This is a genomic window from Pseudomonas sp. GW821-FHT09D08 (assembly GCF_059416305.1).
This window is the reverse complement of sequence record NZ_JBWKOX010000004.1, coordinates 132,385-143,953: the sequence shown is the minus strand read 5'-3', so window position 1 is coordinate 143,953 and position 11,569 is coordinate 132,385. Positions and strand designations below refer to the sequence as shown.

The following is an 11,569-nucleotide window of genomic DNA, read 5'->3' as shown; positions in this document are numbered from 1 at the left end:
GGTACCTGGAGACCCGGGCGGGCCTCCAGGGTGGAGCGGGTTACTCCACCGTCACCGACTTCGCCAGGTTGCGCGGCTGGTCGACGTCGGTGCCTTTGAGCACGGCGACGTAGTACGACAGCAGTTGCAGCGGGATGGTGTAGAGGATCGGCGACAGGGTGTCGTGGATGTGCGGCATGTTGATGACGTGGGTGCCTTCGCCGTTGGTCATGCCGGCTTTTTCGTCGGCGAACACGATCAGTTGGCCGCCACGGGCGCGGACTTCCTGCAGGTTGGACTTGAGCTTCTCCAGCAGTTCGTTGTTCGGCGCGACGGTGACCACCGGCATGTCGTCGTCCACCAGGGCCAACGGGCCGTGCTTGAGCTCACCGGCCGGGTAGGCTTCGGCGTGGATGTACGAAATTTCCTTGAGCTTCAGGGAGCCTTCCATCGCCACCGGGTACTGCGCGCCACGGCCGAGGAACAGGGTGTGGTTCTTGTCGGCGAACAGCTCGGCGACTTTTTCCACGGTGCTGTCCATGGCCAAGGCTTCTCCCAGGCGGGTCGGCAGGCGGCGCAGTTCTTCCACCAGGGTGGCTTCGACGCCGGCAGCCAAGGTGCCGCGAACCTGGCCCAGGGACAGGGTCAGCAGCAACAGGCCGACCAACTGGGTGGTGAACGCTTTGGTGGAGGCCACGCCGATTTCGCGACCGGCCTGGGTCAGCAGGGTCAGGTCGGACTCACGCACCAGGGAGCTGATGCTGACGTTGCAGATCGCCAGGCTGGCGAGGAAGCCCAGCTCTTTGGCATTGCGCAGCGCGGCCAGGGTGTCGGCGGTTTCGCCGGACTGGGAAATGGTCACGAACAGCGTGTCGGGCTGCACCACCACCTTGCGGTAGCGGAACTCACTGGCGACTTCGACCTGGCACGGGATGCCGGCCAGTTCTTCCAGCCAGTAACGGGCAACCATGCCGGCGTGGTAGCTGGTGCCGCAGGCCACAATCTGCACATTGCGCACTTTGGCGAACAGCTCGGCGGCTTGCGGGCCAAAGGCGTTGACAAGCACTTGCTTGTCGCCAAGGCGGCCTTCCAGGGTGCGCTGCACCACGGCCGGTTGTTCGTGGATTTCCTTGAGCATGAAGTGGCGGAACTCGCCTTTGTCGGCGGCCTCGGCACCGTCGCGGTATTGCACGGCTTCGCGTTCGACGGAATGACCGTTCACGTCCCAGATCGCCACGCTTTCACGGCGAATGTCAGCAATATCGCCCTCCTCTAGGTACATGAAGCGGTCGGTCACCTGGCGCAGGGCCAGTTGGTCGGAGGCGAGGAAGTTCTCACCCAGGCCCAGGCCGATCACCAGCGGGCTGCCACTGCGGGCGGCAACCACACGGTCCGGTTGGCTGGCGCTGACCACGGCCAGACCATAGGCGCCGTGCAGTTCCTTGACCGTGGCCTTGAGGGCGGCGGTCAGGTCGCTGTGGTCCTTGAGCTTGTGGTTGAGCAGGTGGGCGATGACTTCGGTGTCGGTGTCCGAGGTGAAGACGTAGCCCATGCCTTTCAGTTGTTCACGCAGCACTTCGTGGTTTTCGATGATGCCGTTGTGCACCACGGCCAGGTCGCCGGAAAAGTGCGGGTGGGCGTTGCGTTCGCACGGCGCGCCGTGGGTGGCCCAGCGGGTGTGGGCAATCCCCAGGCGACCTACCAGCGGCTCGCCGGCCAACGCCTGCTCCAACTCGCTGACCTTGCCTGGGCGACGCATGCGCTCAAGCTTGCCGGCGTTGGTGAAGACGGCCACACCCGCGCTGTCGTAGCCGCGGTATTCCAGGCGCTTGAGGCCTTCGAGCAGGATGGCAGTAACGTTACGTTCGGCGACTGCGCCAACAATTCCACACATGGTGCTTCTCCTAGATGATTGCCGCGCATATCAGCGTAATGCCGCGGGCTTGGATCTGGTCGCGGGCCTCAAGCGGCAGGCGATCATCGGTAATAAGGGTATGGACGCTGCTCCAGGGCAGTTCCAGGTTGGGAATCTTGCGGCCGATCTTGTCGGATTCGACCATCACCACCACTTCACGGGCGACCTCGGCCATCACACGGCTCAGGCCCAGTAATTCGTTGAAGGTGGTGGTGCCACGTTGCAGATCGATGCCGTCGGCGCCGATGAACAGTTGATCAAAGTCGTAGGAACGCAACACCTGCTCGGCGACCTGGCCCTGGAACGAGTCCGAATGCGGGTCCCAGGTGCCGCCGGTCATCAACAGCACCGGTTCGTGTTCCAGTTCGCTCAAGGCGCTGGCCACGTGCAGGGAGTTGGTCATGACCACCAAGCCGGGCTGGTGGCCCAGTTCCGGGATCATGGCCGCAGTGGTGCTGCCGCTGTCGATGATGATGCGGGCGTGTTCACGCAAACGCATCACCGCAGCACGGGCGATCGCACGTTTGTAGGCCGAGACCGGTTGGGCGGGGTCTCCCACCAGTTCCTGAGGCATGGTGATCGCGCCACCGTAGCGACGCAGCAACAGGCCGTTACTTTCGAGCGCGGCCAAGTCCTTGCGGATAGTGACTTCCGAGGTTTCGAAACGCTTGGCCAGTTCGTCCACGCTGACTTCGCCCTGTTCGTTGAGCAAGGTCAGGATGTTGTGGCGTCGTTGGGGTGTATTTCGTTTCGACATGGTGATGATAAGTTTCGTTTCGAAAGATAACGAAGGCAATCAAAACCTATTGGGAAGATATCGTCAAGCGTCGGAAACAGATTTTTCCAACGACGCAGTTCAAATGTGGAAGAGGCTTGCCCCCGATTGCAGTAGATCAGTCGACTGAAACATTGACTGAAAATCCGCCATCGGGGGCAAGCCCCCTCCCACATCTGGATAACGCTGCTGATAAGGCTGTGGATAACTCAGGTCTTCTTGATTTTGACCGGGCGTTTCCAGCCGTCGATGTTACGTTGGCGTGCACGGGCCACGGCCAGTTGGGACTTATCCACATCCTGGTTGATGGTTGAGCCCGCAGCCGTATTCGAACCATCGCCGATCGTCACAGGTGCAATCAGCGAGTTGTTGGAACCGATGAATACGTCCTCACCAATCGTCGTCTGGTACTTGTTGGCACCGTCGTAGTTGCAGGTGATCGCGCCAGCACCGATGTTACTGCGCGCACCGATCACCGCATCCCCCAGGTAAGCCAGGTGGCCGGCCTTTGCATCGTCGCCCATGCGTGCATTTTTCAGTTCGACGAAATTGCCGACATGCGCCCTGGCGCCCATCACAGTGCCCGGACGCAACCGCGCAAACGGCCCTGCATCGCTGCCCTCGCCCATTACGGCGCCGTCGATATGGCTGTTGGCCTTGATCACCACGCCCTTGCGCAGGGTGCTGTCCTTGATCACGCAGTTCGGGCCGATGACCACGTCGTCTTCGATGATCACGCGGCCTTCGAGGATCACGTTGATGTCGATCAGCACATCCCGGCCCACGGTGACCTCACCGCGTACGTCAAAACGTGCAGGGTCGCGCAGGGTCACGCCCTGGGCCATCAGGCGGCGGCCTTCACGCAGTTGGTAGTGACGCTCGAGCTCTGCAAGCTGCTTGCGATCATTGGCGCCCTGTACTTCCATCGGGTCGTGGGGCTGTTCGGTGGCGACCAGCAGGCCATCACTCACGGCCATCTCGATCACGTCGGTGAGGTAGTACTCGCCCTGGGCGTTGTTGTTGGACAGGCGGCTCATCCAGTCGGCGAGCTTATTGGCAGGCACCGCAAGGATGCCGGTGTTGCCTTCGGTGATAGCCCGCTGGGCTTCACTGGCGTCCTTGTGCTCGACGATCGCCGCGACCTTGCCGTCGGCACCGCGCACGATGCGCCCGTAACCGGTGGGGTCATCCAGCTCAACGGTGAGCAGGCCCATCTGGCCGGGCACCACATGCTTGAGCAGGCGTTGCAGGGTTTCCACTTCGATCAGCGGCACGTCGCCGTAGAGGATCAGCACGGTGTCGGCGGTAATGAACGGCACAGCTTGCGCGGTGGCGTGGCCGGTGCCCAGTTGTTTGTCCTGCAATACGAAATTCAGGTCATCCGCCGCCAGGCGCTCGCGCACCACATCAGCACCGTGGCCGATCACCACGTGGATACGTTGCGGGTCCAGTTGACGAGCGCTGTGGATAACATGCCCAAGCATGGAATTGCCCGCGACCGGGTGCAGCACCTTGGGCAGGGCCGAACGCATGCGGGTGCCCTGGCCTGCGGCGAGAATGACGATTTCAAGAGACATGAATGGCTACCAATCCTGGGCGGTCCGGCTTCAGACCAAAGATGTGTTTTGCTAAAAAAGAAAAAGGGTAGCCGAGGCTACCCTTTTTAATCAATCGCGCATAAGCATCACGGCGTCGCCGCTTACTTCTTGCGGATCTGCTGGAGCGTGCGCAGCTGAGCTGCAGCCTCGGCCAGACGTACAGCAGCAGCGCTGTAGTCGAAGTCCGCACCCTTTTCGTTCAGGGCCTTCTCGGCAGCCTTGACGGCTTCCTGAGCGGAGGCTTCATCCAGGTCGCCAGCACGTTGCACGGTGTCGGCAAGTACCTTGACCATGTTCGGCTGAACCTCAAGGAAACCACCGGAGATGTAGAACACCTCCTTTTCCCCGCCTTGCTTGGTCAGAGTGATCGGACCTGGCTTCAAGCTGGTGATCAATGGCGCGTGGCCCATGGCAATACCCAGGTCACCGAGTTCGCCGTGTGCAATCACCATTTCTACCAGACCGGAGAAGATTTCCCCTTCCGCGCTGACGATATCGCAATGGACTGTCATAGCCATCTGATTGCCTCAACCTGATGAGCGCCCGTTTCCGGGCGCCTGGATTACAGTTTCTTGGCTTTCTCGATCGCTTCTTCGATGCCGCCGACCATGTAGAACGCTTGTTCTGGCAGGTGGTCGTAGTCACCGTTGAGGATGCCTTTGAAGCCAGCAATGGTGTCTTTCAGGGAAACGTATTTACCCGAAGCACCGGTGAAGACTTCAGCCACGAAGAACGGCTGCGACAAGAAGCGCTGGATCTTACGAGCACGGTTTACCAACTGCTTGTCGGCTTCCGACAACTCGTCCATACCCAGGATCGCAATGATGTCCTTCAGTTCTTTGTAACGCTGCAGCACGTACTGAACGCCGCGAGCGGTGTCGTAGTGCTCCTGGCCGATCACGTTCGGGTCCAGCTGGCGCGAAGTCGAGTCGAGTGGATCGACCGCTGGGTAGATACCCAGGGAAGCGATGTCACGGGACAGAACGACGGTGGCGTCCAAGTGGGCGAAGGTGGTCGCAGGCGATGGGTCGGTCAAGTCATCCGCAGGTACGTATACCGCTTGGATCGAAGTGATCGAACCTTCCTTGGTCGAAGTGATACGTTCCTGCAGAACGCCCATCTCTTCAGCCAGGGTCGGCTGGTAACCTACTGCGGAAGGCATACGGCCCAGCAGTGCGGATACTTCAGTACCGGCCAGGGTGTAACGGTAGATGTTGTCGACGAACAGCAGAACGTCGTTACCTTCGTCACGGAACTTCTCGGCCATGGTCAGGCCAGTCAGTGCTACGCGCAGACGGTTTCCCGGCGGCTCGTTCATCTGACCGTAAACCAGTGCCACTTTGTCCAGAACGTTGGAGTCCTTCATCTCGTGGTAGAAGTCGTTACCCTCACGAGTACGCTCACCCACACCGGCGAACACGGAATAACCGCTGTGCTCGATGGCGATGTTACGGATCAGTTCCATCATGTTTACGGTCTTGCCTACACCGGCACCACCGAACAGACCGACTTTACCGCCCTTGGCGAACGGGCAAACCAGGTCGATAACCTTGATGCCGGTTTCCAGCAGGTCGTTGCCGCCAGCTTGTTCCGCGAACGAAGGTGCCGGACGGTGAATGCCCCAGCGCTCTTCGGTGTCGATCGGGCCAGCTTCGTCAATCGGGTTGCCCAGTACGTCCATGATCCGGCCCAGGGTCGCTTTACCGACCGGTACGGAGATGGCAGCGCCGGAGTCGATAACGTCCAGACCGCGCTTCAAGCCTTCGGTGGAACCCATCGCAATGGTACGAACTACGCCGTCGCCCAGCTGCTGCTGAACTTCCAGAGTAGTTTCCGCGCCTTGTACTTTCAGCGCGTTGTAGATGCTCGGTACGCTGTCGCGTGGAAATTCCACGTCGATAACGGCGCCGATGATTTGAACGATACGTCCGCTACTCATAGCTGGATCCTCTGAATATTTGAACCGTTAAACCGCGGCAGCGCCGCCGACGATTTCCGAGATCTCTTGGGTGATCGCAGCCTGACGCGCCTTGTTGTAGATCAGCTGCAAATCGCTGATCAGATCACCGGCGTTATCGGTAGCGTTTTTCATCGCGATCATCCGCGCCGCTTGTTCAGCTGCGTTGTTCTCGACCACCGCCTGGTACACCTGCGACTCCACGTAGCGCACCATCAAGCCGTCAAGCAGCTCTTTGGCGTCTGGTTCGTAGAGGTAGTCCCAGTGGTGCTTGAGTTCCTGATCCGGAGTCGCCACCAGTGGAATCAATTGCTCCACGGTTGGCTGCTGGGTCATGGTGTTGATGAACTTGTTGGATACCACGGAGAGGCGGTCAATCCGGCCTTCCAGGTACGCATCCAGCATCACCTTCACACTGCCGATCAAATCATTGATCGACGGCTCTTCACCCAGGTGGCTGATAGCTGCAACGACGTTACCGCCGAAGTTGCGGAAAAAGGCCGCACCCTTGCTACCAACAACACACAGATCGATCTCGACGCCGTTTTCGCGGTTTACCGCCATGTCCTTGACCAGGGCCTTGAACAGGTTGGTATTCAAACCACCGCACAAACCACGGTCACTGCTCACTACCACATAACCCACACGCTTGACGGCGCGCTCGATCATGAAGGGGTGGCGGTATTCCGGGTTGGCGTTGGCCAGATGCCCAATTACCTGGCGGATACGCTCCGCATAAGGACGGCTAGCAGCCATGCGCATTTGTGCCTTGCGCATTTTGCTGACCGCCACTTTTTCCATGGCGCTGGTAATTTTTTGCGTGCTTTTGATGCTCGCAATCTTACTGCGAATCTCTTTTGCGCCTGCCATGTAACACCTATCAGGTTAGCAAGCGGGAGCCTTGCGGCTCCCGCTGCGGCTTACCAGGTTTGGGTGGCCTTGAACTTCTCGATACCGGCTTTCATGCCAGCGTCGATATCGTCATTGAAGTCACCCTTCACGTTGATCTTCGCCATCAATTCGGCGTGATCGCGGTTGAAGTAAGCAATCAGCGCTTGTTCAAAGCTGCCGACCTTGGCGATTTCAACGTCGGTCAGGAACCCACGCTCAGCGGCATACAGCGACAACGCCATGTCAGCGATCGACATTGGGGCGTATTGCTTCTGCTTCATCAGCTCGGTAACGCGCTGACCATGCTCAAGTTGCTTACGGGTCGCTTCGTCCAGGTCAGAAGCGAACTGGGCGAATGCGGCCAGTTCACGGTACTGAGCCAGAGCGGTACGGATACCACCGGAGAGCTTCTTGATGATCTTGGTCTGAGCGGCACCACCCACACGGGATACCGAAACACCGGCGTTCACTGCAGGGCGGATGCCCGAGTTGAACATGGCCGATTCCAGGAAGATCTGACCGTCGGTGATGGAAATCACGTTGGTCGGAACGAACGCGGAAACGTCGCCAGCCTGGGTTTCGATGATCGGCAGTGCGGTCAGGGAACCGGTTTTACCGGTCACTGCGCCGTTGGTGAACTTCTCTACGTACTCTTCCGAAACGCGGGATGCGCGCTCCAGCAGACGGGAGTGGAGATAGAACACGTCGCCTGGGTAAGCTTCACGGCCTGGTGGACGGCGCAGCAGCAGGGAAATCTGGCGGTAAGCCACTGCTTGCTTGGACAGATCGTCATAAACGATCAGCGCGTCTTCACCTCGGTCGCGGAAGAATTCACCCATGGTGCAACCGGAGTACGGCGCCAGGAATTGCAGCGCAGGAGATTCCGAAGCACTGGCGGCCACGATGATCGTGTTGGCCAGGGCGCCGTTTTCTTCCAGCTTGCGAACCACGTTGGCGATGGTCGATTGCTTCTGACCGATCGCTACGTAGACGCAGAAAATGCCGCTGTTCTTCTGGTTGATGATCGCGTCGATCGCCAGGGCGGTTTTACCGATCTGACGGTCACCGATGATCAGCTCACGCTGGCCACGGCCGACTGGGATCATGGCATCGACAGCCTTGTAGCCAGTCTGTACAGGCTGGTCTACCGACTTACGCCAGATCACGCCTGGAGCAACTTTCTCGACCGCGTCGGTCTCGGTGTTGCCCAGTGGACCTTTACCGTCAACAGGGTTACCCAGTGCGTCGACTACGCGACCCAGCAATTCCTTACCAACCGGAACCTCCAGGATGCGGCCAGTGCACTTGGCGCTCATGCCTTCAGCCAGACTGGTGTACGCGCCCAATACAACGGCACCTACGGAGTCTTGCTCCAGGTTGAGGGCCATACCGTAGACGCCGCCCGGAAACTCGATCATCTCGCCGTACATAACGTCGGCCAGACCGTGAATCCGCACGATGCCGTCAGATACGCTGACGACAGTGCCTTCGTTACGGGCTTGGGAGGTCACATCGAGCTTGTCGATGCGGCCCTTGATAATTTCACTTATTTCGGAAGGATTGAGTTGCTGCATTGCTCTGCTGCCCCTTCAAACTCAAGATTTCAATGCTTCGGCAAGATTCGCGAGTTTGCCGCGAATCGAGCCATCGATAACCAGGTCGCCGGCGCGAATGACAACACCCCCAATAAGGGATGGGTCTTCCGCAACTTGCAGGCGCACTTCCCGGTCGAGTCGTGCACTGAGAACCTTGGCGAGTTTGTCTTGCTGTTCTTGGTTCAATGCAAAAGCACTGGTTACTTCAACGTCTACCGATTTCTCTTGCTCGGCCTTGTACAGGTCGAACAGAGCGGCAATCTCCGGCAAAAGCAGGAGACGGTCGTTTTCGGCGATGACATTGATGAAGTTCTGCACTTTCACATCAAACTTGTCGCCGCACACTTCAATAAAAGTGGCGGCCTTGTCTGCGCTCGTCAGTCGCGGGGCCTTGAGCACGCGCTGCATGGTGCCGTCTTGCGACACTGCTGCAGCCAGGCCGAGCATGGCTGACCAAGAGGCCAGCTGCTGGTGGGCCTGGGCGTGCTCGAAGGCTGCCTTAGCGTAAGGTCGGGCCAACGTGGTCAATTCTGCCATGATCGCCCTCGCTTAAATTTCAGCAGCCAGTTTGTTAACCAGCTCCGCGTGCGCGTTTTGATCAATTGTGGCACCCAGGATCTTCTCAGCACCGCCGACGGCCAGAGCACCCAGTTGGGCACGCAGCGCATCTTTGACACTGTTCAGTTCCTGCTCGATCTCGGCTTGAGCCTGAACCTTCACACGGTCAGCGTCGATACGGGCTTTTTCAACAGCCTCTTCAACAATCTGGTTACCGCGTTTCTTGGCTTGCTCAATGATTTCGGCTGCTTGAGCTTTCGCTTCGCGCAGTTGCTGACCCGCTTTATCTTGGGCCAACTCCAGGTCGCGAGCTGCTCGTGCGGCAGCGTCCAGTCCATCCGCGATCTTCTTTTGACGTTCGTGCAAAGCTGCGATGACCGGAGGCCATACGAACTTCATGCAGAAAACGACAAAAATCAAGAACGCTAAGGACTGACCAATAATGGTTGCATTAATGTTCACGCCAATACCTCGCTCATTCGTTGCACAACACACCAATCACTCGAAAAACGAGTGATTAACCGGCGAGTTGACCAACGAAGGGGTTCGCGAAGGTGAAGAACAGAGCGATACCAACGCCGATCATGGTCACGGCGTCGAGCAGGCCGGCAACGATGAACATTTTAACTTGCAGCATTGGAACCATTTCTGGCTGACGCGCTGCGCCTTCCAGGAACTTGCCGCCCAGCAGGCCGAAACCAATGGCAGTACCCAGGGCGCCCAGGCCGATCAACAGTGCAACAGCGATAGCGGTTAGACCAACTACAGTTTCCATCTTTCCTCCCGACTTTTACGTCGTATGGTTTAGGTTTTTTAGATTTTAAAGCGGTAAAACAAATCGTTTCATAGCCCTGGTGGGCCACCTTCCCGTTTCACCGGGAAGGACATCAGACTAGTCGAGACTGGCCTTAATGGTTCTCTTCGTGCGCCATCGACAGGTAGACGATGGTCAGCATCATGAAGATGAAGGCCTGCAGGGTGATGATCAGGATGTGGAACACAGCCCACGCCCACTGCAGAACAATGCCCAGGCCGCTAAGCCAGAGCAGGCCGCTGCCGAACATCACAGCGATCAGAATGAACACCAGCTCGCCGGCATACATGTTGCCGAACAGTCGCAGGGCCAGGGAGATCGGCTTGGCGATCAGGGTGACGAATTCCAGCAGGAAGTTCACCGGGATCAGCAGGGCTTGAACGAAGATGTTCTTGCTGCCGAACGGGTGCAGGGTCAGTTCGCCGATGAAGCCGCCGATGCCCTTGATTTTGATGCTGTAGAAAATGATCAACGCAAATACCGACAGGGCCATGCCCAGGGTAGCGTTCGGGTCAGTGGTCGATACGGCACGGAATGGAATGTGCGGGTCGCCGGAAATCGCCATGGCCAACTGAGGAATCCAGTCAACCGGGATCAGGTCGACGGCGTTCATCAGGAACACCCAGACGAAGATGGTCAGGGCCAGCGGTGCAATCACCGGGCTACGACCATGGAAGCTGTCTTTCACGCTGCCATCGACGAATTCGACCAGTACTTCAACGAAGTTCTGCAAAGCACCTGGCTGACCGGAAGTCGCCTTCTTTGCCGCCATGCGGAAAATCAGGACGAAGATCAGACCCAAAGCGACCGACCAGCCCAGAGTATCCAGGTGGAAAGCCCAGAAGCCCATTTCTTTGGCTTCTGCTGCGGAGTGGGCAAAGCCCCAGCCGCCGTTGGGAAGCTGACCGAAGGTCAGGTTCTGCAAGTGGTGCTGGATATAGCCCGAAGCGGTTGTTTCTGCCATGGTTGCCTCAAACGCCCTAAGGTTTCGAAAGTCTTGTTTTCATCAGCAGGGGAGCGAACCAGCTGACCAGTTGGGTCAACACGAAGACGCCGAATACAGCCAGCGGCGCCAATGGCTTCACACCTGCAAAGGTCAGTGCAAACAGCACTGCCGTCAAAATCAGTTTCCCCGCCTCGCCGGCATAAAAAGACCGGACGATAGCCTGGGCTGCTCGGGCGCCGGAAAACCGAAAGGCCCTGTGAGCAAAATACATATTGGGCAGCAAGGCTATCAGGCCTCCGCAAAGTCCTGAATATCCGGCTACGACTCCATGCCAGTACCAAAGCGCCAATGCGGCGATCAGCAAGATGACAAATTGAGCCAATAAAACCGGAAAAACAGCCAAGCGATGGAAGGGCAACGTGTTTGGCGTGCGGGTTTCCATCACTCTTGCTCCTCAATAGTCGGCTGCCGGAAATCAATAACTTGGCATAATTTGTGCCGACAAAATGCGCGCAGAGTATAGGGGCGGTTCTGCCCCTAT

12 protein-coding genes are annotated in these 11,569 nt (G+C 58.4%); all 12 read right to left on the bottom strand.

Annotated features, from left to right (window positions below):
• Positions 1-40: 40 nt before the first annotated feature.
• A complete protein-coding gene (gene glmS, locus AC07OP_RS09670; RefSeq protein WP_495100771.1) occupies positions 41-1,873 on the bottom strand; it encodes a glutamine--fructose-6-phosphate transaminase (isomerizing) in 1,833 nt (610 codons plus the stop codon).
• 10 nt (positions 1,874-1,883) lie between these two features.
• Entirely contained in the window at positions 1,884-2,651 is a 768-nt protein-coding gene (locus tag AC07OP_RS09665) for a DeoR/GlpR family DNA-binding transcription regulator (RefSeq protein ID WP_027608178.1), read from the bottom strand.
• A gap of 227 nt (positions 2,652-2,878) precedes the next feature.
• A complete protein-coding gene (gene glmU, locus AC07OP_RS09660; RefSeq protein ID WP_092488139.1) occupies positions 2,879-4,246 on the bottom strand; it encodes a bifunctional UDP-N-acetylglucosamine diphosphorylase/glucosamine-1-phosphate N-acetyltransferase GlmU in 1,368 nt (455 codons plus the stop codon).
• A 122-nt stretch (positions 4,247-4,368) separates the two neighbouring features.
• Positions 4,369-4,785, bottom strand: a complete 417-nt coding sequence (locus tag AC07OP_RS09655) for a F0F1 ATP synthase subunit epsilon (RefSeq protein WP_003177061.1) — start codon at positions 4,783-4,785, stop codon at positions 4,369-4,371.
• Between the two features lie 44 nt (positions 4,786-4,829).
• Positions 4,830-6,206: a F0F1 ATP synthase subunit beta gene (gene atpD, locus AC07OP_RS09650; RefSeq protein WP_003177062.1), complete on the bottom strand. Its 1,377-nt coding sequence runs from the start codon at positions 6,204-6,206 to the stop codon at positions 4,830-4,832.
• A gap of 27 nt (positions 6,207-6,233) precedes the next feature.
• Positions 6,234-7,094 (bottom strand): F0F1 ATP synthase subunit gamma, encoded by an 861-nt coding sequence (gene atpG, locus AC07OP_RS09645; RefSeq protein WP_003195829.1) that lies wholly within the window; start codon positions 7,092-7,094, stop codon positions 6,234-6,236.
• A gap of 50 nt (positions 7,095-7,144) precedes the next feature.
• Positions 7,145-8,689 carry a F0F1 ATP synthase subunit alpha gene (gene atpA / locus AC07OP_RS09640; protein WP_003177064.1) on the bottom strand — a complete coding sequence of 515 codons (1,545 nt, stop codon included), beginning with the start codon at positions 8,687-8,689 and terminating at the stop codon, positions 7,145-7,147.
• Positions 8,690-8,710: 21 nt separating this feature from the next.
• Positions 8,711-9,247 carry a F0F1 ATP synthase subunit delta gene (locus AC07OP_RS09635; RefSeq protein ID WP_027608176.1) on the bottom strand — a complete coding sequence of 179 codons (537 nt, stop codon included), beginning with the start codon at positions 9,245-9,247 and terminating at the stop codon, positions 8,711-8,713.
• Between the two features lie 12 nt (positions 9,248-9,259).
• A complete protein-coding gene (locus AC07OP_RS09630) occupies positions 9,260-9,730 on the bottom strand; it encodes a F0F1 ATP synthase subunit B (protein ID WP_017736230.1) in 471 nt (156 codons plus the stop codon).
• Between the two features lie 55 nt (positions 9,731-9,785).
• Entirely contained in the window at positions 9,786-10,043 is a 258-nt protein-coding gene (gene atpE / locus AC07OP_RS09625) for a F0F1 ATP synthase subunit C (protein WP_002555987.1), read from the bottom strand.
• A gap of 133 nt (positions 10,044-10,176) precedes the next feature.
• Positions 10,177-11,046 (bottom strand): F0F1 ATP synthase subunit A, encoded by an 870-nt coding sequence (atpB, locus tag AC07OP_RS09620; protein ID WP_017736231.1) that lies wholly within the window; start codon positions 11,044-11,046, stop codon positions 10,177-10,179.
• Positions 11,047-11,062: 16 nt separating this feature from the next.
• A complete protein-coding gene (locus AC07OP_RS09615) occupies positions 11,063-11,470 on the bottom strand; it encodes a F0F1 ATP synthase subunit I (protein ID WP_010565865.1) in 408 nt (135 codons plus the stop codon).
• Positions 11,471-11,569 lie beyond the last annotated feature (99 nt).

Bases quoted from the DNA above. Each gene is read 5' to 3' on its own strand.
- AC07OP_RS09665 (WP_027608178.1), bottom strand. From the start codon at position 2,651: ATGTCGAAACGAAATACACCCCAACGACGCCACAACATCCTGACCTTG.
- AC07OP_RS09635 (WP_027608176.1), bottom strand. From the start codon at position 9,247: ATGGCAGAATTGACCACGTTGGCCCGACCTTACGCTAAGGCAGCCTTC.
- glmU (WP_092488139.1), bottom strand. From the start codon at position 4,246: ATGTCTCTTGAAATCGTCATTCTCGCCGCAGGCCAGGGCACCCGCATG.
- AC07OP_RS09615 (WP_010565865.1), bottom strand. From the start codon at position 11,470: ATGGAAACCCGCACGCCAAACACGTTGCCCTTCCATCGCTTGGCTGTT.
- AC07OP_RS09655 (WP_003177061.1), bottom strand. From the start codon at position 4,785: ATGGCTATGACAGTCCATTGCGATATCGTCAGCGCGGAAGGGGAAATC.
- atpA (WP_003177064.1), bottom strand. From the start codon at position 8,689: ATGCAGCAACTCAATCCTTCCGAAATAAGTGAAATTATCAAGGGCCGC.
- atpE (WP_002555987.1), bottom strand. From the start codon at position 10,043: ATGGAAACTGTAGTTGGTCTAACCGCTATCGCTGTTGCACTGTTGATC.
- atpD (WP_003177062.1), bottom strand. From the start codon at position 6,206: ATGAGTAGCGGACGTATCGTTCAAATCATCGGCGCCGTTATCGACGTG.
- glmS (WP_495100771.1), bottom strand. From the start codon at position 1,873: ATGTGTGGAATTGTTGGCGCAGTCGCCGAACGTAACGTTACTGCCATC.
- atpB (WP_017736231.1), bottom strand. From the start codon at position 11,046: ATGGCAGAAACAACCGCTTCGGGCTATATCCAGCACCACTTGCAGAAC.
- atpG (WP_003195829.1), bottom strand. From the start codon at position 7,094: ATGGCAGGCGCAAAAGAGATTCGCAGTAAGATTGCGAGCATCAAAAGC.